The organism is Geodermatophilus normandii, assembly GCF_003182485.1.
GTDB lineage: Bacteria > Actinomycetota > Actinomycetes > Mycobacteriales > Geodermatophilaceae > Geodermatophilus > Geodermatophilus normandii.
Genome location: NZ_QGTX01000001.1, coordinates 2,445,339 through 2,470,271, shown reverse-complemented (window position 1 = coordinate 2,470,271; position 24,933 = coordinate 2,445,339). Strand labels below are relative to the sequence as shown.

The 24,933-nt window shown below is 75.7% G+C and carries 25 protein-coding genes; 10 read left to right on the top strand and 15 right to left on the bottom strand.

Annotation, left to right across the window (positions count from 1 at the left end; all coding sequences use genetic code 11):
• Positions 1-130: 130 nt before the first annotated feature.
• From JD79_RS12155 to rimP, 3 genes are read right to left on the bottom strand one after another with little or no spacing between them, the layout of a single operon-like run.
• Positions 131-478 (bottom strand): YlxR family protein, encoded by a 348-nt coding sequence (locus tag JD79_RS12155; protein ID WP_245900340.1) that lies wholly within the window; start codon positions 476-478, stop codon positions 131-133.
• A gap of 41 nt (positions 479-519) precedes the next feature.
• Positions 520-1,653, bottom strand: a complete 1,134-nt coding sequence (gene nusA, locus JD79_RS12150) for a transcription termination factor NusA (RefSeq protein ID WP_110005723.1) — start codon at positions 1,651-1,653, stop codon at positions 520-522.
• Positions 1,650-2,321: a ribosome maturation factor RimP gene (gene rimP, locus JD79_RS12145; RefSeq protein WP_110005722.1), complete on the bottom strand. Its 672-nt coding sequence runs from the start codon at positions 2,319-2,321 to the stop codon at positions 1,650-1,652. The genes nusA and rimP overlap by 4 nt, the downstream gene beginning before the upstream one ends.
• A gap of 231 nt (positions 2,322-2,552) precedes the next feature.
• Between rimP and JD79_RS12140 the strand changes: the two genes are divergently transcribed.
• The 3 genes from JD79_RS12140 to JD79_RS12130 are packed head-to-tail and all read left to right on the top strand — an operon-like array spanning position 2,553 to position 4,219.
• Positions 2,553-3,062, top strand: a complete 510-nt coding sequence (locus tag JD79_RS12140) for a hypothetical protein (protein WP_110007656.1) — start codon at positions 2,553-2,555, stop codon at positions 3,060-3,062.
• Between the two features lie 60 nt (positions 3,063-3,122).
• Positions 3,123-3,581: a ferritin-like domain-containing protein gene (locus JD79_RS12135; RefSeq protein WP_110005721.1), complete on the top strand. Its 459-nt coding sequence runs from the start codon at positions 3,123-3,125 to the stop codon at positions 3,579-3,581.
• A 50-nt stretch (positions 3,582-3,631) separates the two neighbouring features.
• Positions 3,632-4,219, top strand: a complete 588-nt coding sequence (locus JD79_RS12130; RefSeq protein WP_110005720.1) for a carboxymuconolactone decarboxylase family protein — start codon at positions 3,632-3,634, stop codon at positions 4,217-4,219.
• Between the two features lie 7 nt (positions 4,220-4,226).
• On the opposite strand, the gene JD79_RS12125 is transcribed toward JD79_RS12130, so the two are convergent.
• Genes JD79_RS12125 through ispG form a run of 3 tightly spaced genes read right to left on the bottom strand, consistent with a single transcriptional unit; the run spans position 4,227 to position 8,220 of the window.
• Positions 4,227-6,122: a penicillin-binding transpeptidase domain-containing protein gene (locus tag JD79_RS12125; RefSeq protein WP_110005719.1), complete on the bottom strand. Its 1,896-nt coding sequence runs from the start codon at positions 6,120-6,122 to the stop codon at positions 4,227-4,229.
• Between the two features lie 46 nt (positions 6,123-6,168).
• Positions 6,169-7,020 carry a GNAT family N-acetyltransferase gene (locus tag JD79_RS12120; RefSeq protein ID WP_110005718.1) on the bottom strand — a complete coding sequence of 284 codons (852 nt, stop codon included), beginning with the start codon at positions 7,018-7,020 and terminating at the stop codon, positions 6,169-6,171.
• A 27-nt stretch (positions 7,021-7,047) separates the two neighbouring features.
• Positions 7,048-8,220: a flavodoxin-dependent (E)-4-hydroxy-3-methylbut-2-enyl-diphosphate synthase gene (ispG, locus tag JD79_RS12115; protein WP_110007655.1), complete on the bottom strand. Its 1,173-nt coding sequence runs from the start codon at positions 8,218-8,220 to the stop codon at positions 7,048-7,050.
• 118 nt (positions 8,221-8,338) lie between these two features.
• Here ispG and JD79_RS12110 point away from each other — a divergent pair, with 118 nt between their 5' ends.
• Entirely contained in the window at positions 8,339-9,709 is a 1,371-nt protein-coding gene (locus tag JD79_RS12110) for a hypothetical protein (RefSeq protein WP_110005717.1), read from the top strand.
• On the opposite strand, the gene JD79_RS12105 is transcribed toward JD79_RS12110, so the two are convergent.
• On the bottom strand, positions 9,696-11,042 hold the full coding sequence (locus JD79_RS12105) for a M50 family metallopeptidase (RefSeq protein WP_281270351.1): 1,347 nt from the start codon (positions 11,040-11,042) through the stop codon (positions 9,696-9,698). The genes JD79_RS12110 and JD79_RS12105 overlap by 14 nt on opposite strands.
• 38 nt (positions 11,043-11,080) lie before the next feature.
• Complete coding sequence (gene dxr, locus JD79_RS12100; protein ID WP_110005715.1) at positions 11,081-12,283, bottom strand: 1-deoxy-D-xylulose-5-phosphate reductoisomerase; 1,203 nt, start codon at positions 12,281-12,283, stop codon at positions 11,081-11,083.
• 160 nt (positions 12,284-12,443) lie between these two features.
• Between dxr and JD79_RS12095 the strand changes: the two genes are divergently transcribed.
• The 3 genes from JD79_RS12095 to JD79_RS12085 all read left to right on the top strand — a co-directional run bounded on the left by JD79_RS12095 (position 12,444) and on the right by JD79_RS12085 (position 14,768).
• A complete protein-coding gene (locus JD79_RS12095) occupies positions 12,444-13,415 on the top strand; it encodes a hypothetical protein (protein WP_110005714.1) in 972 nt (323 codons plus the stop codon).
• A 104-nt stretch (positions 13,416-13,519) separates the two neighbouring features.
• Positions 13,520-14,395 carry an LCP family protein gene (locus JD79_RS12090; RefSeq protein WP_245900049.1) on the top strand — a complete coding sequence of 292 codons (876 nt, stop codon included), beginning with the start codon at positions 13,520-13,522 and terminating at the stop codon, positions 14,393-14,395.
• Positions 14,396-14,447: 52 nt separating this feature from the next.
• On the top strand, positions 14,448-14,768 hold the full coding sequence (locus JD79_RS12085) for a DUF2631 domain-containing protein (RefSeq protein WP_110005712.1): 321 nt from the start codon (positions 14,448-14,450) through the stop codon (positions 14,766-14,768).
• Between the two features lie 302 nt (positions 14,769-15,070).
• On the opposite strand, the gene rlmN is transcribed toward JD79_RS12085, so the two are convergent.
• Positions 15,071-16,246 (bottom strand): dual-specificity RNA methyltransferase RlmN, encoded by a 1,176-nt coding sequence (gene rlmN, locus JD79_RS12080; RefSeq protein WP_110005711.1) that lies wholly within the window; start codon positions 16,244-16,246, stop codon positions 15,071-15,073.
• Between the two features lie 436 nt (positions 16,247-16,682).
• Positions 16,683-17,369, bottom strand: a complete 687-nt coding sequence (locus JD79_RS24525) for a pentapeptide repeat-containing protein (protein ID WP_425454188.1) — start codon at positions 17,367-17,369, stop codon at positions 16,683-16,685.
• Positions 17,370-17,712: 343 nt separating this feature from the next.
• On the opposite strand from JD79_RS24525, the gene JD79_RS12070 reads away from it, so the two are divergent.
• From JD79_RS12070 to JD79_RS12060, 3 genes are read left to right on the top strand one after another with little or no spacing between them, the layout of a single operon-like run.
• Positions 17,713-18,357: a TrmH family RNA methyltransferase gene (locus JD79_RS12070; RefSeq protein ID WP_245900048.1), complete on the top strand. Its 645-nt coding sequence runs from the start codon at positions 17,713-17,715 to the stop codon at positions 18,355-18,357.
• Between the two features lie 32 nt (positions 18,358-18,389).
• A complete protein-coding gene (locus JD79_RS12065; RefSeq protein ID WP_211307946.1) occupies positions 18,390-19,154 on the top strand; it encodes a polyphosphate kinase 2 family protein in 765 nt (254 codons plus the stop codon).
• Complete coding sequence (locus JD79_RS12060; RefSeq protein WP_211307945.1) at positions 19,151-20,263, top strand: GNAT family N-acetyltransferase; 1,113 nt, start codon at positions 19,151-19,153, stop codon at positions 20,261-20,263. The genes JD79_RS12065 and JD79_RS12060 overlap by 4 nt, the downstream gene beginning before the upstream one ends.
• Here the strand turns inward: JD79_RS12060 and JD79_RS12055 are convergent.
• From JD79_RS12055 to rpsB, 5 genes are all read right to left on the bottom strand, one after another.
• On the bottom strand, positions 20,227-21,330 hold the full coding sequence (locus JD79_RS12055) for a phosphatidate cytidylyltransferase (RefSeq protein WP_110005708.1): 1,104 nt from the start codon (positions 21,328-21,330) through the stop codon (positions 20,227-20,229). The two genes, JD79_RS12060 and JD79_RS12055, sit on opposite strands and share 37 nt — an antisense overlap.
• 21 nt (positions 21,331-21,351) lie before the next feature.
• Positions 21,352-21,909: a ribosome recycling factor gene (gene frr, locus JD79_RS12050; protein ID WP_110005707.1), complete on the bottom strand. Its 558-nt coding sequence runs from the start codon at positions 21,907-21,909 to the stop codon at positions 21,352-21,354.
• Between the two features lie 72 nt (positions 21,910-21,981).
• On the bottom strand, positions 21,982-22,770 hold the full coding sequence (gene pyrH / locus JD79_RS12045) for a UMP kinase (RefSeq protein WP_110005706.1): 789 nt from the start codon (positions 22,768-22,770) through the stop codon (positions 21,982-21,984).
• A 129-nt stretch (positions 22,771-22,899) separates the two neighbouring features.
• On the bottom strand, positions 22,900-23,715 hold the full coding sequence (tsf, locus tag JD79_RS12040; RefSeq protein ID WP_110005705.1) for a translation elongation factor Ts: 816 nt from the start codon (positions 23,713-23,715) through the stop codon (positions 22,900-22,902).
• A gap of 92 nt (positions 23,716-23,807) precedes the next feature.
• The gene (gene rpsB / locus JD79_RS12035) at positions 23,808-24,740 is read right to left on the bottom strand and encodes a 30S ribosomal protein S2 (RefSeq protein WP_110005704.1); all 933 of its coding nucleotides are present in this window, start codon (positions 24,738-24,740) and stop codon (positions 23,808-23,810) included.
• Between the last annotated feature and the right edge of the window lie 193 nt (positions 24,741-24,933).

Below are 24,933 nucleotides of genomic sequence, written 5' to 3'. Positions count from 1 at the left end.
CTTGGCGAGTTCGTGGACGCGGGCTTTGCCTGGCACGGATCTCCTCTGGTGAGGCCGGCGGCTCGCCCGCGCGACCTCGTCGTCAGTGGTGCATGGTCTGGCTTGTCATCGTGGGGACTTCACGGCGTGCTCATCCGACGACGTCCTGCTCTCGACGTGCGGACCGGCGGGGTGCCGGTCCGTCTGTGGGAAGTGCGGTCTGTCGTTCGTTCGCGGTCGCCCGCCCCGGGGTCCCACCCGGCGCGTCGGCGCCGAGGACGTGGGCCCGGAGCGGACCGGCCTCCACCGCGGCGCCGCCCGGTAGGCGCAGCGCGCGGGGGAAGGCCCGGCGTCGCTCCGCTGCGTGCAGGCACTCCGGAGTGGGGTGCAGGGACGCGCCCCGGCCGGGGAGCCTCCGCCGGGGATCGGGCACGAGGGTCCCGGACCGGAGGACGACACGCAGCAGGTCGGTGACCGGAGCGCGGTTCCGGCAGCCCACACAGGTGCGCACCGGGATCGACGTTTCGGCCACCCGTCACTCTAGCGCGCTGAGGGACCTCGTTGTTCCGGGCGCCGGGGACCGGGGCGCAGGGCACCCCCGCCGGGGGACGGCCGCCCACCCGGGGCACCGGCGCGGACCGGGGGCGGGCCCGAGCGCAGCGGCGGCCGGCCGACGCCCGGCGAGGGGCTGGCGTCGTCGGGCTGCGCGTCGCTGCGGATGTCGATGCGGCAGCCGGTGAGCCGGGCGGCCAGGCGGGCGTTCTGCCCCTCCTTGCCGATGGCCAGCGACAGCTGGAAGTCCGGGACGACGACCCGCACCGCCTTGGCCTTCGGGTCGACCAGCGTCGCGCTGTTCACCCGGGCGGGGCTGAGGGCGGAGGCCACGAAGGTCGCCGGGTCGTCCGACCAGTCGACGATGTCGATCTTCTCGCCGTGCAGCTCGCTCATGACGTTGCGCACCCGCTGGCCCATCGGCCCGATGCAGGCACCCTTGGCGTTGAGCCCGGGCACCGACGTGCGGACGGCGATCTTCGAGCGGTGCCCGGCCTCGCGTGCGACCGCGACGATCTCGACGCTGCCGTCGGCGATCTCGGGGACCTCGAGGGCGAACAGCTTGCGCACCAGGTTCGGGTGGGTGCGCGAGACGGTGACCTGCGGGCCGCGGTGGGTGCGGGCGACCGACACCACGTAGGCACGCAGCCGGCTGCCGTGCGGGTACCGCTCGCCGGGCACCTGCTCGGCCGCGGGCAGGACCGCCTCGACCTTGCCGATGTCGACCAGCACCGAGCCCTGCGCGTTGCGGCGGGCGTCGGCCTGGACGACGCCGCTGACGATGTCGCCCTCCTTGCCCGCGTACTCACCGAAGGTCTGCTCGTGCTCGGCGTCGCGCAGCCGCTGCACGATGACCTGCTTGGCGGTGCTGGCCGCGATCCGGCCGAAGTCACCCGGGGTGTCGTCCCACTCGCGCACGACCTCGCCGTCGGCGCCGAGTTCCTGGGCCAGCACCGCGACCTCGCCGCTCTTGCGGTCGACGTGCACCCGCACGTGCTTGGCCGCGCCGTCGGCGTGGCGGTAGGCGGTCACCAGCGCCGTCTCGATGGCCTCGATGACCGTGTCGGCGGGGATGCCCTTCTCCCGCTCGACCGCCTTGAGGGCGGTCACGTCGATGTTCACTGTCCTCCTCCGTCGTCGTCGCCCTCGTCGTCCGGTGGGTCGTCGTCCACGTCGCCGTCGTCCAGGTCGTCGTCCCGCAGGTCGTCGTCCCGCAGGTCGTCGTCCCGCAGGTCGCCGTCGGGACCGCCCGGCGCGGGGTCGTCCTTGCCGGGGCGGGCGAACTCGACCTGCACCCGGCCGGACCCGAGCTCGGCCCAGGGCACCTGCCGGGGCGTCGGCGGGCGCTTGCGCGCGCCCGGCTTGGCCTTCGGCTCGACCGCGAGGGTCACGCCCTGCTCGTCGACGGCGGTGACCCGGCCCGTGACCGACTCGGTCCTCCCGGCCGGGCCGACGGTCACGGTCACCAGCCGACCGGTGTTGCGCCGCCAGTGCCGGGGCTCGGTGAGCGGCCGGTCCACGCCGGGGCTGGTCACCTCGAGCACGTAGGGGGCGCGGCCGAGCTCGCCGTCGTTCTCGTCGAGCACCGCCGAGATGGCCCGGCTGACCTCGGCGACGTCGTCGAGCGAGACGCCCTGGTCGCGGTCGACGACCACGCGGACGACGCTGCGCCGGCCGGCGGGCGTGACCACCAGCTCCTCGAGGTCGTAGCCGGCACCACCGACCACGGGCTCGATCCACCCCGCCAGCCGAGTGGCGGCCGGGTCGTCCTGCCGTGACCTCGCGGACACGGGCTCCCTCCTCTGCAACCGGTCGGAGCTCGTGCTCGGCGGACCGCACCGCCCGGGGCCGCGCCCGGTGGCGCGGGCTCGCGCGGCTCCGGCCGCGGCGTACCCGGGGAGCCGTCAGGCTACCGCTCCCCCGGGCGCTCGGCCCCGGGCGCTCGGGCGGGGGACGCCCACCGCACCGACGCGCCCGGTCCCTCCCGGGCGGACCGGGGGGCTCCTGGGAGACTGGCGGTGATGTCCCCCTCCCCCGCTCCCGCCGGTTTCCCCCGCCGTCGCCTGCTCGCCGGGGGCGCCGGGCTGGCGCTGCTGCTGGCCGGGTGCACGTCGGGTGGGTCCGGGCAGGCGGAGCAGGACACGGCGGCGCAGGAGGACGCGCTGGCCGCCCAGGTGCCCGTCCAGGAGGCGGTGGTGGCCGCGTACGGCGCCGTGGTCGTCGCCGACGCCGCCTTCGGGCAGTCGGTCGCCGACCTCGCCGGCCAGGCGCAGGAACAGCTGGACCGGCTGCGCGCGGCCGCACCCGGAGCGACCGCCGCGTCGTCGTCCGCCGCGTCGTCGTCCGCCCCGTCGTCGTCGGTCCCACCCGGGCCACCGGCCGGAGGGGACCTGCGCGCCTGGCTGCGCGACCAGGTGAGCGCCGCCTCGACCGCGCATGCGGCCGCCTGCGTCGGGGCGTCGGGCGCCGGCGCGGCGCTGCTGGGGGCGCTGGCGGCGGGGCTGCGCGGGCACGCGGCGGCCCTGGCGTGAGTCGTGGCGTGAGCCGTGGCGTGAGTTCCGGCACGGGTTCCTGCGAGAGAGAGGCGGGGCGTGGCTGACGACGGGACGACCGGGAGCAGGGAGGACGCTGCCCTGGACGGCGTCCTCGCCGCCGAGCACGCCGCCGTGTGGGGCTACGGCGTCGTCGGCGCGGCGCTGCCGCCCGGGGGCCGGGCGCCGGCCGAGGACGGCGAGCAGGCCCACCGCGACTCCCGCGACCGGCTCGCCGAGCTCCTCGACGCCCGCGACGCCGACCCGGTGCCGGCCGAGGCCGGCTACCGGCTGCCCTTCCCGGTCCTGTCCGAGGTCGACGCCGCGGCCCTGGCGGTCGTGCTCGAGGAGGGCGTCTCGGCGGCCTGGGTGGCGCTGCTCGACGCCGCCGCGGACGGCGAGGTGCGGCAGCTCGCGGTCGACTCCCTGGGTGCCGCCGAGGAGCGCGCGGTCGCCTGGCGCACCGCGGCCGGCCGCACGCCGGTCACGACGGCCCTCCCGGGCCTGCCCGCCGGCTGAGCGCGACGGCGGGACCTCCGGGGTGCCGGCCGGGGCCCTACCGTCGCGCGATGACGTGGATCTCGACCCCGCAGGACGACGCGTCGCCCGAGGTGGCGGCCGCCTACGACCGTGACCGGGAGACCCTCGGGTACGTCGCCACCTACACGCGCGTCTTCGCCACCCGGCCCCCGGTGCTGGAGGCGTGGCGCGCCCTGATCGGCGCGATCCGGTCCTCGATGGACCCCCGCCGCTACGAGCTGGCCACCCTGGCCGCCGCCCTCCGGCTGCGGTCGAGCTACTGCTCGCTGGCCCACGGCCGGGTCCTCGCCGAGCAGTTCGACGGCCCGGAGGCCGTGGTGGAGGCCGCCACCGACCCCGCGAGGGCGCCCCTGAGCGAGGTGGACCGGGCGGTCATGAGGCTCGCCGACAGGGTCGCCTCGGGGGCGGCCGACATGACCGAGGACGACCTCGCCGAGCTGCGCGGGTCGGGCCTGGACGACGCCGAGGTCCTCGACGTCGTCCTGGCCGCTGCGGCCCGCTGCTTCTTCAGCACCGTGCTCGACGCCGTGGGCGCCCGACCCGACGCCGCCTACTCCTCGCTGGACCCGGCCGTCCGGGACGCCCTCACCGTCGGCCGCCCCATCGCCGCGACCTGAGCGCCGGTCAGGCGACGGCGCCGAGGAAGGCGTCGGTGACGGCGACGGCGGCGCTGCTGGACTGCCCGCCCTCGACGAGCACCGCGAAGGCGACGTCGCCCTGCGGGCCGCCGAGCTGGTAGCCCATGAACCACCCGTGCGCGTCCGGCGGCGTGTTGCTGCCGAACTCGGCGGTCCCCGTCTTGCCGTAGACCTCGCCGCGGTCGGCCAGCTCCTCGGCGGTGCCGGTGAGGACGACCTGCCGCATCAGCGGCCGCAGCTGGTCGAGGACGGCCTGGCCCGGTCCGGCCGGCGCGGGCCCGGCGGGGTCGCTCCCGACCACCTCGACCGGGGCGGCCGGGGTGCCACTGGCGATGCCCGCCGCCACCAGGGCGAGCTGGACCGGGCTCATGAGCACCTGCCCCTGGCCGATCGCGTTGGCGGCCTTGGTCGTGCCGGTGGAGTCGGCCGGGACGCTGCCGCTGAACACGTCGACCGGCAGCTGCCAGTCGCTGCCCACCCCGTACGAGGCGGCCGCCGCGGCGAGGGCGTCGTCGGGCAGCTGGAGGCCGGCCTGGATGAAGGTGGTGTTGCAGGACTCGGCGAAGGCCTCGGTGAAGGGCACGGTGCCGAGGTCGAACTGGTCCTGGTTCTCGAACTCGCGCCCCTCGACGACCGTGGTCCCCGGGCAGGCGACCGGGGTGTCCGGGGTGAGCTGGCCGGTGGCGAGCAGCGCCGTCGCCGTGATCGTCTTCATGCTCGAGCCCGGCGGGTACTGGCCGGTCAGCGCGTTGCCGGCCGCGGCGGCCTCGTTGGAGGAGACGGCCAGGATCTCGCCGGTGCCGGGCCGGACGACGACGAGGTGGGTGGGCAGGGGCTGGGTGGCGACGGCGCCGTCGGCGGCGTCCTGCACCGCGCGGACCAGGGGCGTCCGCACCGGCTGCCCGGCGACCGGCTCGACGGCGGCGACCTGCTGTCCGGCGTCGCCGGTGGACTCGTCGGCGCTGACCACCGAGACGGTGAACCCGGGCGTGCCGGTGAGCTGCTCCTGGAAGGAGCGCTGCAGGCCCGACAGGCCGAGCTGGTCGCCGGCGGCGTAGGCGGCCACGCCGTCGGTGGTCGTCTCCTCGATCACCTCGGCGGTGGCCGCCCCGACCCGGCCGAGCAGCGCGGAGGCGAACCGGGCGGACGGCGCGAGCAGCCGCGTCTCGGTGGGGAAGACGGCGCCGGGCAGGTCGAACACCTGCGCGCGGATGGCCTCGAAGTCGGGACGGCGCAGCGTGATGACCGGCACGAACTGGCCGGCCGGCGCGGCCTGGACGTCGGCGGTGATCTCCTCGGCCGCGACTCCGGTGGCCGCCGAGAGGGCGGCGGCGAGCGCGGGCAGGTCGGTGACCCGGCCGGTGTCGACGCCGACGTCGACGACCTCGGTGGGCGTGAACAGCGGGGTGCCGGCGGCGTCGGTGACGGCGGCGCGCTCGGGCAGCGACCGGGTCAGGAGCAGGTGCTGGCCCTCCCCCAGCTCCGGGTGCACGGCGGTCGGCTCGGCGACCACCTGCCAGGCGTCCTCCCCCTCGCGCAGCTCCAGCGTGGCGTCGTAGGTCCAGTCGGGGGCGGCGGCGAGGTCCCAGGTGGCGGTCCACGCGGCGGTGGCGGTGCCGTCCTCGACGGTGACGTCGCCCAGCTCGGCGCGCAGCGTCGCCCCGGGCAGGTCGGTGGCGGTCTGCTCGAGCAGCGCCGTGGCCGCGTCGGGATCGGTGGTCGCGGCGGCCGCGGCGTCGGGGTCCCCGCCCGACCAGTCGTCGAGGAAGGACTGGGCGGCGGCGCGGACGTCGTCCTCGGAACTGCCGGAGCACGCCGCGAGGGCGGGTGCGGAGAGGAGGGTCAGGACCGTGCCGAGGACCGCCGTGCGTCGTGCTGCCACGTCGGGACACCCTGTCAGACCGGGACGACGATCCCGGGTAGGCGGCTCAGAAGAGGACGCTGGCGTAGCGGCCGACCTCACGGAACCCGACCCGGGTGTAGACCGCGCGCGCCGCGGCGTTGTAGTCGTTGACGTAGAGGCTGACCACCGGGGCGATGGTGGTCCGCGCGTACTCCACGACGGCGGCCATCCCGGCGGCGCCGATGCCGCGCCCGCGCCACTCGGGCGCGGTCCACACGCCCTGCACCTGGCAGGCGGCGCGCGAGACCGCCCCGATCTCGGCCTTGAACAGCACGCGGCCGTCCTCGATCCAGGCCAGCGACTGCCCGGCGCGCACGAGGTCCTCGACCCGCGCCCGGTAGCCGGCGCCGCCGTCGACCCGCAGCGGGCTGACGCCGACCTCCTCGGTGAACATGGCCACCGCCGCGGGCAGCAGCACGTCGACCTCCCGTGGCCGCACCGGCCGCACCCGGGGCTCCGGGGCGACCGCCGGCGGACCCTCGATGGCCATCAGCGGCTGCCGGGGACGGTGGTCGCGGGCCGGGCCCCAGGACGGCTCGAGGAGCTCCCACAGCGGCTCGACCGCCGCGGCCGGCCCCACGATGGTCGAGCAGCGGCGACCGGCCCGGCGGGCCCGCTCGGCGAACGCGACCGCCGCGGCCCGCTCCGCGCCGGGGACGGCGAACGGGATGAGGTTCGCCCCGGCCAGGCAGACCGCGTCCAGGCCGCGGCCGCTGCCCATCCCCCACAGCGGCGCACCGAGGGAGGCCGGCGCGGTGCCGGCCGCCTCGATCCGCCCGGCGAGCACGCAGGCCGCGACGGGGTCGGCGGCCAGCAGCCGGCGCACGGCCGGCTCGTCGGTCTCGTCGAGGACGCGGGCGGTCGGCGAGCGGAGCACGTCGGAGCCGGGGTGGAGAGCGCCGGGTCAGCCGACGGTGACGACGGGCGGGCCGGAGGGGACGTCGTCGGCGGTGTGCTCGCCGGCGAGGCGCATGGCCTCCTCGATGAGGGTCTCGACGATCAGCGACTCGGGCACGGTCTTGACGACCTCGCCCTTGACGAAGATCTGGCCCTTGCCGTTGCCCGAGGCCACGCCCAGGTCGGCCTCGCGGGCCTCGCCGGGACCGTTGACGACGCAGCCCATGACCGCGACCCGCAGCGGCACCTCGAGCCCGTCGAGGCCGGCGGTCACCTCGTTGGCCAGCTTGTAGACGTCGACCTGCGCGCGTCCGCACGAGGGGCAGCTGACGATCTCCAGGCCGCGCTGGCGCAGGTTCAGCGACTCCAGGATCTGGGTGCCGACCTTGACCTCCTCGACCGGCGGGGCGGAGAGGGAGACGCGGATGGTGTCGCCGATGCCCTGGGACAGCAGCGCGCCGAAGGCGACGGCGGACTTGATCGTGCCCTGGAAGGCGGGACCGGCCTCGGTGACGCCGAGGTGCAGCGGGTAGTCGCACTGCGCGGCCAGCAGCTCGTAGGCGCGCACCATGACCACCGGGTCGTTGTGCTTGACCGAGATCTTGATGTCGCGGAAGTCGTGCTCCTCGAACAGCGAGCACTCCCACAGCGCCGACTCGACCAGCGCCTCGGGGGTGGCCTTGCCGTACTTGGCGAGCAGCCGCTTGTCCAGCGACCCGGCGTTGACGCCGATGCGGATCGGGATGCCGGCGCCCTTGGCCGCCCGGGCGATCTCGCCGACCTTGTCGTCGAACTTCTTGATGTTGCCGGGGTTGACCCGGACCGCCGCGCAGCCGGCGTCGATCGCGGCGAAGACGTAGCGCGGCTGGAAGTGGATGTCGGCGATGACCGGGATCTGCGACTTCCTCGCGATGACGGGCAGCGCCTCGGCGTCGTCGGTGTCGGGGACGGCGACCCGCACGATCTGGCAGCCCGAGGCGGTGAGCTCGGCGATCTGCTGGAGCGTGGCGTTGACGTCGGCGGTCTTGGTGGTCGTCATCGACTGCACGCTGACCGGGAAGTCGCTGCCGACGCCCACGCCGCCGACGTCCAGCTGCCGCGTCTTCCGGCGCGGTGCCAGGACGGGCGGGGGCACCGAGGCACCGACTGCGGGCATGCCGAGAGCGACGGGGATGGCCATGGACACGAGTATCCCCGTTCCCCGGGGCACGGTGCTGCTGTCACGGGAGTGACGCCCGACGTGCGCCGCCGGGCGCGGCTCTGCGGTGCGGCGGGGATCCCGACCTACCGTCCGCCGCGTGACCCTCGACCCCACCGGCGTGAACGTGGCGTCCACCGCCGTCGTCGTCGTGCTGCTCTTCCTCTTCATGTCCGTGCTGGCGGGCAGCCGGCTGGGCCGCCTGGCCGGCATCCGCACGGACGCGCCGTTCCTCCTCAACCCCACCGGGGTCCGCGCGATCAGCCTGGTCGTGGCCTATCCCGCCGCGCTGGTCGCCGTCTGGGGTCTCGTGTACGCCGTCGTCGCGCCACTGGTCGAGACCACCGCCCTGCCGGTGCAGGCCGGTTTCGCCGGCGCCGGCGGTGTCCTGGTGCTGACCGGCGCGCGCTTCGCCCGGTACCTCACCTTCGTGGTCGGCGGCCGCACCGCGGTCGAGGGTGAGCTCCCCCCGCACGAGGTCATCGCTCCGGACCCGGTCGGTGACGACGTCGACCTGGCGCACGCGCTGCAGGCCGCCCGCCGCGGCGAGTGGCAGCAGGCGGCCGCCCTGCTGGGCGCGACCGGCGACGCGGACGTGCGGTACGAGCGGACCCGGGTGCTCGCGCAGGAGTCGGTGCACGACTCGCAGTGGGTCGAGGAGTGGTTCGCCGCCCGCCCCGCCGACCCGGTGGTACACGCCGTCCGCGCGGAGCTCGCGCTGCAGCGCGCCTGGGCCGCCCGCGGCGCCGCCTACGCCGACCAGACGGGCGAGCAGCAGCTCCGCGTGTTCGCCACCGGCCTCGACCAGGCGGAGCGGCTCGCCGAGCGGGCCGTCGAGCTGGCGCCGGAGGACCCGTCGCCCTGGGCCACGCTCGTGCAGATGGCCCGCGGTCAGCAGGTCCCGCAGGAGGAGTTCGAGCGGCGGGTGCAGGGCCTGTTCGACCGCGCCCCGCACCACGTGCAGGGCTCCTTCGCCGTCCTGCAGACGCTGTGCGAGAAGTGGATGGGCTCGACGAAGGCCATGTTCGGGACCGCCCGGGAACTGGCGGCCGACGCACCGGACGGCTCCGCGGTCTGCCTGCTGCCGGTGATGGCGCACGTCGAGCACCACCTGGAGCTGGAGACCGGCCGGGGTGGCCCGGCCGCCGCGGCCCGGCACATGGCGTCGGGCGCGACTCGCACCGAGCTCCGTGCGTGCGTGGCGCGGTGGCTGGCCGGTCCGGACGGTGCACCGCAGCCGGGTGCCCGGCTCTTCGCGCACAACGTGGTGGCCTACGCGTTCTGGCTCGCCGACGACGCGGACGCCGCCCGGCCGCACCTCGAGGCGATCGGCCGGGCGCTCGACGAGTTCCCCTGGGCCTACAGCGGCGAGCCGGGCGAGGTGCTCGGCGTCGCCCGGCGCTGGGCGGGCCTGCCTGTCGTGGCCCCGGCCGGCCGGCCGGCGGAGCCCGAGCCGTTCACCGCAGGGTGATCGGGTTGACGACGTCGGCGACGAGCAGGAGCCCCGACAGCGCGATGAACAACCCGGCGACCACGTAGGCGACCGGCATCAGCCGGGCGATGTCGAACGGGCCGGGGTCGGGGCGGCCGCGCCAGCGGGCGACCACCGAGCGCGCCTTCTCGTACAGCGCCCCGGCCACGTGCCCGCCGTCGAGCGGGTAGACCGGCAGCAGGTTGAACAGGAACAGCACCATGTTCACGCTGGCCAGCAGGCTGAGGAAGAAGCTCAGCTTCTCCGCGCCGCTGAACTCCTGGATGGCGAACACCTCGCCGGAGATGCGGCCCACCCCGACCACGCCGATCGGCCCGTCGACGTCGCGTTCCTCGCCGAGGAAGGCGGCGCGGAACAGCTGCGGCACCCGCTCGGGGATCTCCAGCAGCCGCTGCACCGACTGGGACACGACCATGCCGAAGTAGCCGGGCAGCTCGGTCACCGACTGGCGGGCGAACCCGAACACCGGGCTGACCCCGAGGTAGCCGGCGGTCATCGTGCCCTCGCCGTCGTCGGTGGCGACGACGTTCTCGATCGGCGTGACGGTCAGCTCGCGCCGGTCGCCGTCGCGCTCGACGGTGAGCGACAGCGGCTGGTCCGCCGAGCCGCGGATCGCCTGCTGCACCGTCGTCCAGCTGTCGTAGGCGGTGGGGTCGACCTGCTGCCCGTCGACGGCGACGATCGTGTCGCCCGGCCGCAGGCCGGCCTCCGCGGCGGGGCTGGGCACCGGCTCGGCGCAGTTCGCGGTGCCCGCCTCGCACAGCTGCCCGGCGTCGGCGCCGCTGGTGACGATCGGGATGCCGCAGACGTCGCGGTCCTGCTCCGCGGCGACGGCGATGCTCTCCGCGCCCGCCGGGACGACGCACGCCGGCACGGTGTCGAGCTGGGTGGTGACGACGTTGGTGCCGATCGCCGTCAGCGTGATGCCGAAGAAGACGACCGCGAGCACCAGGTTGTGGAACGGCCCGGCGAACATGACGATCACGCGCTGCCACCAGGGCTTGGCGTAGAAGACGCGGCCGGCGTCGCTGGGCCGGACGTCGTCGAGGGCCTGGCCGCGCACCTCGGCGATGAACGTCCGCATGCGGGTGGCGCGCCTGCTCTCGCCCTCCTCGGCCGGCGGGATCATGCCGACGATGCGGATGTAGCCGCCGAGCGGGATGGCCTTGATGCCGTACTCGGTCTCGCCGCGGCGGCGGGAGAACAGGGTGGGCCCGAAGCCGACCATGAACTGCGGGACCCGCATGCCGAACTTCCGCGCCCAGTAGAAGTGGCCGAACTCGTGGAAGCCGATGCTGAACAGCAGGCCGATCGCGAACGCGACGATCCCGAGGACGGTCAGCAGGGTGCTCAGCTGGGACCTCCGGCAAGGGCGGCGCGGGCGTGCTGCCGGGCCCAGCGCTCGGCGGCCAGCACGTCGTCCACGCAGGTGGGCGCGCCGAGGTCCGGCGCGTCGTCGAGGGTACGCGCGACGAGACCGACGACGTCCGGGAAACGCAGCCGCCCGGCGAGGAAGGCCGCGACCGCCTCCTCGTTGGCCGCGTTGTACAGCGCCGGGACGACGCCGCCGGCCTCACCCGCCGCGCGGGCGAGCCGCACCGCCGGGAAGGCCCCGGAGTCCAGCGGCGCGAACTCCCAGGTGCTCGCCGTCGACCAGTCCAGGGCCGGCTGCACGTGCGGCAGCCGGTCGGGCCAGGCCAGCGCGAGCGCGATGGGCAGCCGCATGTCGGGCGGGCTGGCCTGGGCGATCGTCGCGCCGTCGGTGAAGGTGACCATCGAGTGCACGATCGACTGCGGGTGCACCACGACGTCGATGTCGGCGTAGGGCACGCCGAAGAGCAGGTGCGCCTCGATGAGCTCCAGGCCCTTGTTGACCAGGGTGGCGGAGTTGATCGTGACCACCGGGCCCATGTCCCAGGTGGGGTGCGCCAGCGCCTGCTCGACCGTGACGTCGGCGAGGTCGGCCGCGGCGCGCCCGCGGAACGGGCCGCCGCTGGCGGTGAGGACCAGCCGGGCCACCTCGCTCCTGCGCCCGCCGCGCAGGCACTGCGCCAGGGCCGAGTGCTCGGAGTCCACCGGCACGAGCTGGCCGGGCGCGGCCGCGGCGGTGACCAGGTCCCCGCCGGCGACCAGGGACTCCTTGTTGGCCAGGGCGACGACGTTGCCGGCCCGCAGCGCGGCCAGCGTCGGGCCCAGCCCGATGGAGCCGGTGATCCCGTTGAGGACGACGTCGGTGCGGCGGGCGGCCAGCTCCTCGGCAGCACGGGGGCCGGCGAGGATCTCCGGCAGCGCGTACTCCCCCTTGGCCCAGCCGCGCTGCGAGGCCGCCGCGTAGAAGGCCAGCTGCAGGTCCTGGGCCGCGGTCGCGCGGGCGACCGCCACCGTGCGCACGCCGAGGGTCAGCGCCTGCTCGGCCAGCCGGGCGACGTCGCCCCCTCCGGCGGCCAGCGCGGTGATCCGCAGCCGGCCGGGGTTCTGCTCGGCGACGGCGATCGCCTGCCGGCCGATCGAGCCGGTGGAGCCCAGCACGGTGACCTCGCGCGGCTCGCTCATGCCGCGATCCTGCCAACCCGCCCTCCGCCACGTACGCACCGGCAGCCCCGGGCGCCACTCCTGACCCGAGATGATCATCTGGGCTACAGCGGAACGACAGCGTGCCGATGTGGGTCGCGACGGCCCGGGGACACCGGGCCCCGATGCCCCCGGAGGGCCCATGTCCCGCGTGTCCCCGCTCCGCCTCTGCGCCGTCGCAGGGCTCGCCGCCGGCGCTGCCGCCGCCGGCCTGGTCACGGCGCCGTCGGCCCTGGCCGCCGGTCTCCCGACGCCCACGGTCGCCGATGCGACCATCGAGGTCGGCGAGCACATCGTGATCTCCGGCTCCGGCTGCCTGCCCCCGGCGGGCGCCCCCTACCCGGTCGCCGACGTCCACTACGCCGGCAGGTACTCCAGCTGGTTCGAGAGCGCCGAGCAGGGTGGCTGGACGATGGCGAACCCGGACGGCACGTGGACCCTCACCCTCACGACGCACGTCGACGTCACCCCCGGCACCTACCAGATGGTCGTCGGGTGCGACCGGTACACCGGCGACCAGACCTACCCGCCGGTCACCGTCACCATCTCGGCCGCCGGCAGCACCGCCCCGCTCCCGTCGTCCGCGCCCTCGTCCGCGCCCTCGTCCGCGCCCTCGTCCGCGCCCTCGTCCGCGCCGTCGTCCGTGCCCGCGGCCCCGCCGGTCGGGACGATCCGCGGCACCTCCGCCAACACCCCCGGGGTGAGCAGCCCGGACACCGGCGTGGCCACCGGTGACCGCGCCGTCCCGGGGCAGCGCGTCGTCAAGGTCCTCCGCGGCTTCCGGCCGTTCGAGGAGGTGACCGTCACCCTGCACTCCGACCCGTGGACCGCCGGCGTCTTCACCGCCGACGCGCAGGGCGTGGTCACCGCGACCTTCACCCTGCCTGCCGGGACCCCGGGGGGAACGCACACCTTCACCTACGACGGGGACGCGGGCACCTACTTCCAGGAGTCGTTCACCGTGACCGCCGCGGCGGCCGGCACCTCGCCGGAGCTGGCCTACACCGGCGCCAGCATCGGCCTGCCGCTGGGCCTGGGCGCCGGTGTCCTCGCGGTGGGCGGCGGCCTGGTCCTCCTCGCCCGTCGCCGGTCCCCGGAGGCCCCGCGGTCCTGAGCGTGACGACGTCGAGCGACACCGACGCCGGTCAGGCCCCGCCTGACCGGCGTCGGCCACGTCCCGGGAGGCGGCGGTGGCCCCGTGTCACCCTCGCCGTCCTGGTGCTGCTGCTCGCCGTCGCCGGGACCGACGCGGCCGTCCTCTCCGCCCGCATCGGCGAGGTCACCGTCCACCTGGGCGCCGACGACTCCGACGGCCGCACCTGGGTCCTGGTCGGCCTGGACTCGCGCACCGACCTGCCCGGGGGCGCCGACCCCGGGCACTTCGGCACCCCGGAGGCCGTGCCCGGGAGCCGGGCCGACGTCGTCCTGGTCGTCCACCAGACGGACGCGGGGACGACGGTCCTGGCGGTCCCGCGCGACCTGGTCGTGCCGACCGGCGACCGGGTGGGCCGGCTGGCCCTGACCTGGCTGGAGGGAGCGCAGGCGACGGTCGACGCGCTGTGCGGGCTCGGGATCCCCACCGACCACCTGGTCACGGTGGACCTGGCCGGTTTCGCCGCCGTGGTCGACGCCGCCGGCGGTCTCGACGTGGACGTCCCCCAGCCCGTGCGCGACGAGCCGGCCGGCCTGCTGCTGGAGCGGTCCGGCCCCCAGCACGTCGACGGCGCGACCGCGCTGGCCCTCGTCCGGTCCCGTCACCCCGAGCACCGGGTGGGCGGGGCCTGGGCGGCCGCGCCGGTGGACCCGGACGGCCGAGCCGGCGCCGCCGGCACGGTCCTCACCGCCCTCGTCGAGCAGGTGCGCGGGTCCTCCGTGCGCCCGGACCGACTCCAGGCCGTGGCCTGGGCGGCCTCCGGCGCCCTCGCCGTGGACCCCGGCACGTCCCTCGCCGACCTGGCGGAGCTCGCGTGGGCCGACCTCGGCCCCGTCACCGTCCTCCCGGCGGGACCGCCGACGGGATCGGCGCTCGCCCGCCACCCCACCGCGGACACCTCGGTCGGCCTCGCCACGGCGGGCCTGTCCTGCGACGGGTGACGCGCCGCCACCTCGACCGGTGGCCCGCGGGCCGGGCTGGCAGGATGGGGGCGTGAGCGAGCAGCACGGCCCCGGGGTCCGCCAGCACAACCCGCTGACCACGCGCGTCAACCAGCCCAACCGCGAGGAGGGCGTGGTCCGCGCCGGGGAGCACCCGATCGAGGAGGAGCGCCCCGAGGACTGGGGGTGGCACCTCCGCATGCGGAAGGCCCCGCAGATCGCCGGCTGGCTCACCGTGCTGGTGATGCTGTCCTACACGTGGGGCAACCACGAGGGCCGCATGGAGGACGTGTTCCTCTTCGCCATCGCCGGGGGGCTCGTCGTCCTCCTGCTGTGGGACCTGCACCGCAAGCGCACCGCCTGGCGCCCGTAGGACGCCGGGGGTGGCGGCTCAGGCAGCGGTGACGCCGATGGCCGCGCCGACCGCGTAGGTCGCCCCCGGCCGCGACCGCACCGACGAGCAGCTGGCGCAGACCCGCGGACCACCACGGCCGCGGCGCGGAGCGCGAGGACAGCGCGCCGGCCACCACCCGGCCCAGCCCGCCGCCGTCCGCGGTGAGGGCTCCCCAGCGCCGTGTCGGTCACCCGGCCGTCCACGGCGCCGACGACCGCCGCGCAGCCAGCCGCCGGAGACGTCGGCGTGGCTGTGCGCCTCGGCGGCCGGCGGCTCGGACGTCACGCGTCCGCCTCGGCCCCCAGTGCCACCGGGGCCTCGAGCGCGGGGGTGGGCGTGGCGACCGTCGGGACGCCGTCGGCACGGTCGGCGGCGGCGAGCTGGCCGCAGGCGCCGTCGATGTCCTGGCCACGGGTGTCGCGGACCGTCGTCGGCACGCCGTGGGCGCGCAGGCGGGCCACGAACTCCCGCTGCGCGGGCAGCGGGCTGGCGTCCCAGGGGCTGCCCGGCGTCGGGTTGAGCGGGATGAGGTTGACGTGCGCGAGCCGCGACGCGAGCAGCCGGCCGAGCAGGTCGGCACGCTCGGGCTGGTCGTTGACGTCGCGGATCAGCGCGTACTCCACCGAGTACCGGCGGCCGGTGCGGGCGGCGTAGGCGTCGGCGGCGTCGACGACCTCGGCCACCTTGTGCCGGGTGTTGATGGGCACGAGGGTGTCGCGCAGCTCGTCGTCGGGGGCGTGCAGGCTCACCGCGAGGGTGACGTTGAGGCCCTCCTCGGTGAGCCGCCTGATGGCCGGCACCAGGCCCACCGTGGAGACGGTGACCGACCGCTGCGACAGGCCGAGACCCCAGGGGGCGGGGGACAGCAGCGCGTCGAGGGTCCGGCGCACGCGCGCGTAGTTGGCCAGCGGCTCGCCCATGCCCATGAAGACCACGTTGGACAGCCGGCCCGGGCCGCCGGGGATCTCGCCGGAGGCCATCGCCGCGGCGGCCGCGACCGCCTGCCCGATGATCTCGGCCGCGGAGAGGTTGCGGGTCAGCCCCTGCTGCCCGGTGGCGCAGAACGGGCAGGCCATCCCGCAGCCGGCCTGGCTGGAGATGCACACGGTGGCGCGGTCGGGATAGCGCATGAGCACGCTCTCGACCAGCGCGCCGTCGTGCAGCCGCCACAGGGTCTTGCGGGTGCGCCCGCCGTCGGCCGACTGGTGGCGGACCGGCGTGAGCAGCCCCGGCAGCAGCGCGTCGGTCAGCGTCTCGCGCACCGCGGCCGGCACGTCGGTCATCTGCGCCGGGTCGGTGGTGCCCCGGAAGAAGTGCCGGGCGAGCTGGTCGGCGCGGAAGGCCGGCTGCCCGATCCCGGAGACGGCGGCGCGCGCCTCCTCGCGGGTCAGGTCGGCGAGGTGGCGCGGCGGCTTGCCCCGGCGGGGGGCGTCGAGGACGAGCGGCAGGACAGTCATGGCGTCTCCATGGTCCCACCCGTGCGCGGCGCGTGGGCCGCGCTGCGGGTGAGGTCGCTCGCTCAGGGCCTCCGGTCGCCGGCCGTCGTCGTCTCCGGTGCCGCCGTGGGCGTCGGCGTGGGCGTCGGCGGAACGGTCGCCTCGCCGTCCTCCGTGCCCGTCGGGGGCTCGTCGGTCGTCTCGGAGGGCGTGGTCGGCGGCGTCGTCGTCTCCGGTGCCGTGGTGGTCGGCGGCGGGCCGGGCGTCGGGAGCTCCTCCACGACGGGGTCCTCCGTCGGCGTCACGGGCGGCGGGAGGACCACGACCGGGTCCACGGTGGTCCCGTCGGGGACCACGGGTTCGACCGGCTGCGCGACGGGCGGGGCGGCCGGGAGAGCGTCCGGCGCCGGCGGGACGACGACCTCCGGCACCGGCTGCGGGACCGTCGCCGGTGGGGTCACCGGTGACGACGGAGCGCGGACGGGCACCGGGACGGGGTCGTCGACGACCTCCTGCGTGGGCTCGACCGGCTGCGGCACGGGCGTGGTCGTCGGGGCGGGGACGGCGACGGCCACGGGCGGCCGGGGAGGCGTCGCGGTGCGGGAGGGCGAGGGGCCCGCCGTGGGCGAGGACTGCACGGCCGCGGTCGGGACCGCACCGGACGACGAGCCCGCCGCCAGAGCCGCGCCCGCCACCGCGCCGACGGCCACCAGCACCGCCACCAGCGTGAGGCCCAGCCGGCGCCGCGGCCGCACGCGGGGGCCGACGACGACCTGCGGCCGCACGACCTCGACGGCGCCCGGGCCGGCGGCGGCGAGCACCGTCTCCGGCGCGCCGGCCTCGGGGACCACGTCCCAGCCGGGGACCGGGAGGGGTGCGCCGGCACCTGCCGGGTCGTCCTCCCCGGCAGCCTCCGGCACGTCGTCCTCGAGGGCGGGCTCCTCCTGCGCGCCGTCGCCGGGACGGGCGTCCTCGACGGCGACGTCCCCGACGGCGACGTCCCCGACAGCGACGTCCCCGACAGCGACGTCCCCGACAGCGACGTCCCCGACAGCGACGTCCTCGACAGCGACGGCCCCGGGAGCCCCGTTGTCGCCGGGCGCCTCGTCGGTCCCGGCTCCCGGGCCGTCGTCCGCCGGGTCACCGTCCGCGGGCGCGAGCACCACGACCTCGGCCGCCGGCTGCGGCAGGGACTCCGGCGCGGGCTCGGGCAGGGGCTCCGGCTGGTTGACCCACTCGGGCAGCCAGTCCCGCCACACGTCCGGTGGCGGTGGCGCGTCCTCCGCCGCCCCCACCGGGTGGACCGGGATCGCGACCCCGCCGAGGTCGTCGCGCGGCTCGTCGTCCTGGTGCGCCGTCATCCCACCTCGCAGTCACTCACCGTCATGTTTCACTCACCCCGTGGAGTGGCCATCGTGCCGGACGGATCCGGGCGCGCGCCGGAGGCGCGGCCGGGCGGCGGCGGGCGGCCCGTTAGCGTCGGCCTCGTGGCGGAGACGGAACGGGACCCCCTCCCGCTCGACACGGTCGGGGTGGGGCCGTGGGAGGGGCCGTGGCCGGAGGACCGGCGCTACGACCCCGAGCTGCTCGCCGCCGGCGACCGGCGCAACGTCGTCGACCGGTACCGCTACTGGACGGTCGAGGCGATCGTCGCCGACCTCGACCCGCGCCGGCACGCCTTCCACGTCGCCATCGAGAACTGGCGCCACGACCTGAACATCGGGACCGTCGTGCGCACGGCCAACGCCTTCCTCGCCGCCGAGGTGCACGTCGTCGGGAAGAAGCGGTGGAACCGCCGCGGCGCCATGGTGACCGACAGGTACCTGTCCGTGCGGCACCACCCCGACGCGGCCGCGCTCGGCGCCTGGGCGCGCGAGCGGGGACTGCCGGTGCTCGCCGTCGACAACCTGCCCGGCGCCCGGCCCCTGGAGACCGCCGCCCTCCCGCGGGCCTGCGTGCTCCTGTTCGGCCAGGAGGGCAGCGGGCTGACGGCGGAGGCCCGGGAGGTCGCCGGTGACGTCCTGTCCATCGCCCAGTTCGGCTCGACCCGGTCCATCAACGCCGGCGTCGCGGCGGGCATCGCCATGCACGCCTGGGTCCGGCAGCACGCCGACCTCACCGCTTCGGGCTGACAGCCGGGAGCCGGTGCGCCAGGCTCACCGGGGTGGGACGACTCGACGACGTGGACCTGACCCAGCGACTGGGCAAGCGCGAGGCGAAGGACCAGCTGGCCGCGGCCCAGCAGCGGCTGGTGCACCTGCGGCTCTTCCTCGGGGGCCAGCTGGGGACGCCCCTCGGTCCACCGGTCTGCGTGCTGTTCGAGGGCTGGGACGCCTCCGGCAAGGGCGGCGCGATCAAGCGGCTGGTCGACGAGCTCGACCCCCGCCACGTCCGGGTGGCCCAGTTCGCCGCCCCGACGTCCACCGAGAAGCGCCACCACTTCCTCTGGCGGTTCTGGCCGGTGCTGCCCGGCTGGGGCGGCATGGCCGTGCTCGACCGCACCTGGTACGGCCGGGTGCTGGTCGAGCGGGTCGAGGGCTTCGCGTCCGAGGAGGCGTGGCAGCGGGCCTACGGCGAGATCGTGGACCTGGAGACCACCCTCGCCGCCGAGGGCATGGTGCTGGTCAAGTTCTGGCTGCACGTCTCACCCGAGGAGCAGCTGCGCCGCTTCGAGTCGCGCGCCGCCGACCCCTACCGCGCGTGGAAGCTGACCGACGAGGACTGGCGCAACCGGGAGAAGCGCGAGGCGTACGAGGCCGCCGTCGAGGAGATGCTCGCGCGCACCGACTCCCCGGCCGGTCGGTGGACGCTGGTCGCCGGGGACGACAAGCGGACGGCGCGGGTGACCGTCGTGCGCACCGTGTGCGAGGCGATCGAGTCCGCCCTGGCCGCTCGCGGGATCGATCCCGACGCCGTCCCCCCGGAGTGAGCGTCCTCGTCCACCTCTGCACGCCGGCGGACTGGCGGATGGCGCTGTCGGCCGGGGCGCTGCCGCCGGCCGGTGCGCCCTTCGTGCACCTCTCCTCCCCCGACCAGGTCTCCCTCCCGGCCCGGCGGCTGTTCCCGGGCCGGCGCGACCTGGTGCTGCTCGTCGTCGACCCGGCGCGGCTGACCGACCCGGTGGTCGAGGAGCCCGGCGTCCCCGGCGACCCGGCGGGCATGCGCTTCCCGCACCTGTACGGGCCGCTGCCGACCGCTGCCGTGGTCGCCGTCGTGCCCTACCGGCCGCCCGTCCCGCCGGTGCTGCCCGCACCCGGCGACGCGCTGGGCCGGGCGCTGGCCCACCAGCTGTCGCTGCGGACGCGCCGGGCGCCCGAGGTCCGCGACGTCCCCGGCGGCGTGGCCGTCCTCGACGGGCGCTTCCCGCACTCCCGGGACGACAACCGGCTGCTGCTGGACGGCCCGGTGGACGCCGGCACGGTGGCCCGGGCCGCCGCCGGCGTCGTCGACGGGCAGGACCTGCCTGCCACGCTGCGCTGGGCCGGCGCCGGCGCGGTCGCCGCCGAGCTGGCCGCGGCCGGGTGGGAGGCCGACGAGCTGCTCGTCATGGCCCGCCCTCCCCATCCCCCGCTGCCGGGCGCGGAGCGCGCGGAGGTCGTCGCGCAGAGCGAGGTGCACGCGCTGTGGGAGGCGGGGTGGCGCAGCGGCCTGGCGGGGCTGCCCGACCTCGACGAGGTGGTGCGCCAGCTGGTGGGCCGCGAGCACCGCAACGACGCCGTCGTCGCGGTCTCCGACGTGGCCGCGCGCGAGGACGGCCGCGTGGTGGCGGCCGGGCAGCTGCGGGTCGACGGCGCGACGGCGGTGGTCGAGTCGGTGATGACCGAGCCGGCCGCCCGCGGGCGGGGCCACGCCGACGCCGTCCTCGCCCGGCTGGTGGAGCTCGCCGCGGACGCCGGCTGCGACCTGCTCGTCCTCGAGGCCGACGCCCGCGACTGGCCGCGGCACTGGTACGCCCGGCGCGGCTTCCGAACGGTCGGCTCGACCTGGGAGGTGCTGCGGGCTCAGAGCGGGGGCGCGACCCAGGACAGCAGCAGGTAGGCCACCGCCGCCGACGGCAGCAGGCTGTCGAGCCGGTCCATGATCCCGCCGTGGCCGGGCAGCAGCGTGCCCATGTCCTTGATGCCGAGGTCGCGCTTGATCAGCGACTCCCCCAGGTCGCCCACCGTGGCCGTGACCGCCAGCGCGACGCCGACGAGGACGCCGCCCCACCACGGTCCGTCGAGGGCGAGGACGACGATCGGCGTGGCGACGAGCACGCAGGCCACGACCGACCCGGCCATCCCCTCCCACGACTTCTTCGGGCTCACGGTCGGCGCCATGGGGTGCCGGCCGAACAGCACGCCCGCGGTGTAGCCGCCGACGTCGTTGCCCACCACGGTGGCGATGAAGGCCAGCACCCGCGCGGCGCCGTCGTCGGGGACGAGCAGCAGGACCGCGAACCCGGCCAGCAGCGGCACGTAGAGGGCGACCAGGACCCCGGCGGAGGCGTCGCGGAGGTAGTCGTCCGGACCGTCCCCGAGCCGCCAGAGCAGCACCGCGACGACGGTCAGCAGGAAGCCCACGACGAGGCCGTCGGGGCCGCGGGTCCAGGCCAGGGCGAGCATCGCGACGGTGCCGACCAGCACCGGCGGCAGCGGCGCCCGCGCGCCGCCGGACTCCAGCGCGCGGACCAGCTCGACGACGCCGATCAGGATGGCCACGCCGATGACCAGCAGGAACGCCGGCCGGTAGACGACCAGCGAGGCGATGATGACCGCGCCGAGACCCAGGCCCACGCCGATCGCGGCGACCAGGTTCCGCCCGGCCCGGCTGCTGGAGGGCGGGACGAGGTCCGGTTCGGGATCCGGCCCGGGAACCGGCCCGATGTCCGGTCCGGCGTGCCCGCTCCCGGGCTCCCTGGCCGCCGTCGGGACGGCGATCTCCTGGGTGCCCGGGACGGCGATCGGGCTGGTCGGGGGCGCCACCGGCCGCACCGGTGCGGGCCCGGAGGCGGTGTGCGACGACGGCGGCGGCGGCGGCGGCGCGGGACGCCGGACGACCGGGATCGGCCCGGTGTCGGCGTCCCCGGACGGGCCGGCCCCGGCGGCGTCGGGACGGGAGGTCATGGCTGGGGTCGGGCGAGCGGCTCAGACCTCGAGGAGCTCGGACTCCTTGTTCTTCACGGCCTCGTCGATGCCCGAGACGTGCTGGGCGGTGAGGTCGTCGAGCTCCTTCTCCGCGCGGCGCACGTCGTCCTCGCCCGCCTCGCCGTCCTTCGCGATGCGGTCGAGCTCCTCCTTCGCCCGGCGGCGGACGTTGCGGATGGCGACCTTGGCGTCCTCGCCCTTCGACCGGGCCATCTTCACGAGGTCGCGGCGGCGCTCCTCGGTCAGCTGCGGGAAGACGACGCGGATGATCTGGCCGTCGTTGGTCGGGTTGACGCCGAGGTCGCTGTCGCGGATGGCCTTCTCGATCGCCGAGAGCTGGCTGATGTCGTAGGGCTTGATGACCGCCATGCGCGCCTCGGGCACCGTGATCGAGGACATCTGCGGCACGGGGGTGGGGGCGCCGTAGTAGTCGACCAGGACCTTGTTGAACATCGAGGGAGCGGCGCGGCCGGTGCGCACCGAGCCGAGGTCCTCCCGCGCGACCGACAGGGCCTTGTCCATCCGCTCCTCGGCGTCGAGCAGGGTGTCGTCGATCACGGGTCTCTCCTCCTGCAGCGGGATCGTCCCCGCCGTCGTCTTGCGGTGCGGCGCGCGCGTGCGGGCGCGCGCTCAGCTGATCAGCGTGCCGATCCTCTCACCCGCCGCGGCACGGGCGATGTTGCCGTCGCGCAGCAGGTTGAACACCACGATCGGCATCCGGTTGTCCATGCAGAGGCTGATCGCGGTGGCGTCGGCGACCTTGAGCTGGTCGGCGAGCACCGTGGCGTACTCGAGGTCGTCGTACATGGTCGCGGCGGGGTTGGTGCGCGGGTCGTCGTCGTAGACGCCGTCGACGCCGTTCTTGGCCATGAGCAGCACCTGGCAGCCGATCTCCAGGGCCCGCTGGGCGGCGACGGTGTCGGTGGAGAAGTACGGCATGCCGGCACCGGCGCCGAAGATGACCAGCCGGCCCTTCTCCATGTGCCGCACGGCCTTGCGCGGGATGTAGGGCTCGGCGACCTGCCCCATGGTGATCGCGGTCTGCACCCGGGTCTCCAGGCCCACCTGCTCGCAGAACGCCTGCAGGGCCAGGGCGTTCATGACCGTGCCGAGCATGCCCATGTAGTCGGCGTGCCGGCGGTCCATCCCCGCCTCGGCCAGCTCGGCGCCGCGGAAGAAGTTGCCCCCGCCGACGACGACGGCGACCTGCGTGCCGCCGTGCACGACCCCGGCGAGCTGCTCGGCGATGCTGTGCACGACGCCGCCGTCGACGCCGACGCTGCCGCCACCGAAGGCCTCACCGGACAGCTTGAGCAGCACCCGCTGGTAGCCGTCGCCGTCGGCGGGCTGGAAGGCGCTGGGGGCCGAGAGCGGTGGGTGCGCTGCGGCCGGGGTCTGCGTCGTGGCGGTCTCGGTCAACTGCTCATCCCTCGCTCGACGTCGTTCCCCTGATCCTGCCAAACGGCGCCCGGCGCGGCAGCCGGGCCCACGGACGCCACCGGCCCCGTCCCTGGTCGGGACGGGGCCGGTGCGCGGTGCGGTGCTGCCTCAGGCCTGGCCGACCTCGAAGCGGGCGAACCGCTGCACGGTCAGGCCGGCCTCGTCGACGATCTGCTTCACCGTGCGCTTGGGCTCGGTGATCGACGGCTGCTCGAGCAGGACGAAGTCCTTGTAGTAGGCGTTGACCCGGCCCTCGACGATCTTGACGATCGCCTGCTCGGGCTTGCCCTCCTCCTTGGCGGTCTGCTCGGCCACGCGGCGCTCGGTCTCGACCGCCTCGGCCGGGACCTCCTCGCGGGACAGGTAGCGCGGGCGCGCGGCGGCGATGTGCATCGCCAGCGAGCGCGCGGCCTCCTCGTCGCCGCCCTGGTACTGGACGGCGACCCCGATGGCCGGGGGCAGGTCGGTGGCCCGCTTGTGCAGGTAGACCGCCGTCGGGCCCTCGAAGGTGGCGAAGCGGGAGAGGACGAGCTTCTCGCCGATGCGGGCGGACTCGGCCTCGATGAGCTTGGCGACGGTCTGGCCGTCGACCTCGGTGGCCAGCAGCGTGTCGAGGTCCTTCGGCGACTGCTCGAGGACGATCTCGATCAGGCGCTCGGCGAGCGCGACGAAGTCGGCGTTCTTGGCGACGAAGTCGGTCTCGCAGTCGAGCTCGAGCAGGGCGCCGTGCTTGCTGACGACGATGCCGTTGGTCGTGGAGCGCTCGAGGCGCTTGCCGACGTCCTTGGCGCCCTTGATGCGCAGCAGCTCGATGGCCTTGTCGTACTCGCCGTCGGCCTCGGTCAGGGCCTTCTTGGCGTCCATCATGCCGGCGCCGGTGGCGTCGCGGAGGCGCTTGACGTCGGCAGCGGTGAAGGCGGGCATGTCACTTCCTCACGGGTCTGGAGTGGGTGGTGCGGACGTGCCGCGGCGCCGCCGCCCGGGCCCGACGGGACCAGGACGGCGGCGCCGTCGGGTCAGCCGTTCTGGGCGCCCTGGGTGCCGGTGGCGGTGTCGCCGGTGGCGGGCACGCCCTCGACCGGCGCGATCTCCTCGGCGGTCACGGCGGGCGGGGCGACCGGGGTCTCCGGCAGCGGGGTGGCCTCGGCGGGGGCACCGTCGGCCTGGCCGGTCAGCAGCTCGCGCTCCCAGTCCGGCAGCGGCTCGGCGTCGCCGATGACCGGCTCGCCGCCGTCCTCGCGGCCGGCGTTGGCCTGGGCGGCCGAGCGCGCCATGAGGCCCTCGGCGACGGCGTCGGCGATCACGCGGGTCAGCAGGGCGGCGCTGCGGATGGCGTCGTCGTTGCCCGGGATCTTGTAGTCGACCTCGTCGGGGTCGCAGTTGGTGTCGAGGATCGCGACGACCGGGATGTTCAGCTTCCGCGCCTCACCGACGGCGATGTGCTCCTTCTTGGTGTCCACGATCCAGACGGCGCTGGGCACCTTCTGCATGTCGCGGATACCGCCGAGGCTGCGCTCGAGCTTGGCCTTCTCGCGGCTGAGGACCAGCTGCTCCTTCTTGGACAGGCTGACCAGCACGCCGGTCTGCTCCATGTCCTCGAGCTCCTTGAGCCGCTGGAGCCGCTTGTGCACGGTCTGGAAGTTGGTGAGCATGCCGCCCAGCCAGCGCTGGTTGACGTAGGGCATGCCGACGCGCTGGGCCTGCTCGGCCACGACCTCCTGCGCCTGGCGCTTGGTGCCGACGAACAGGATCGAGCCGCCGTGGGCCACGGTCTGCTTGACGAACTCGTAGGCCTGGTCGATGTACCCGAGCGTCTGCTGCAGGTCGATGATGTAGATGCCGTTGCGCTCGGTGAAGATGAAGCGCTTCATCTTCGGGTTCCAGCGACGGGTCTGGTGCCCGAAGTGGACGCCGCTGTCGAGCAGCTGCTTCATGCTGACGACTGCCATGGGGGGCGCAGCCTCTCGTGCTCACGCGCGACCGCACGGCGGCCGCGCTCCTCGGTTGACGCGGGCACCGGGTGGTGTCCCGCCCTGGCGTCCCGCGGCGCCACCGACCCGGCAGGACCGGGACCGAGGTGGGGCTGCCCCGCCGCTGGGGCGGGAGGAGGACGCGCGGAGTCGACCCGTGCAGACGGGTCGC

Coding starts and splice junctions, on each gene's coding strand:
- JD79_RS12140 (WP_110007656.1), top strand. CDS start 2,553: ATGTCCCCCTCCCCCGCTCCCGCCGGTTTCCCCCGCCGTCGCCTGCTC.
- JD79_RS12130 (WP_110005720.1), top strand. CDS start 3,632: ATGACGTGGATCTCGACCCCGCAGGACGACGCGTCGCCCGAGGTGGCG.
- ispG (WP_110007655.1), bottom strand. CDS start 8,220: ATGGCCATCCCCGTCGCTCTCGGCATGCCCGCAGTCGGTGCCTCGGTG.
- dxr (WP_110005715.1), bottom strand. CDS start 12,283: ATGAGCGAGCCGCGCGAGGTCACCGTGCTGGGCTCCACCGGCTCGATC.
- JD79_RS12095 (WP_110005714.1), top strand. CDS start 12,444: ATGTCCCGCGTGTCCCCGCTCCGCCTCTGCGCCGTCGCAGGGCTCGCC.
- rlmN (WP_110005711.1), bottom strand. CDS start 16,246: ATGACTGTCCTGCCGCTCGTCCTCGACGCCCCCCGCCGGGGCAAGCCG.
- JD79_RS12055 (WP_110005708.1), bottom strand. CDS start 21,330: ATGACCTCCCGTCCCGACGCCGCCGGGGCCGGCCCGTCCGGGGACGCC.
- tsf (WP_110005705.1), bottom strand. CDS start 23,715: ATGCCCGCCTTCACCGCTGCCGACGTCAAGCGCCTCCGCGACGCCACC.
- rpsB (WP_110005704.1), bottom strand. CDS start 24,740: ATGGCAGTCGTCAGCATGAAGCAGCTGCTCGACAGCGGCGTCCACTTC.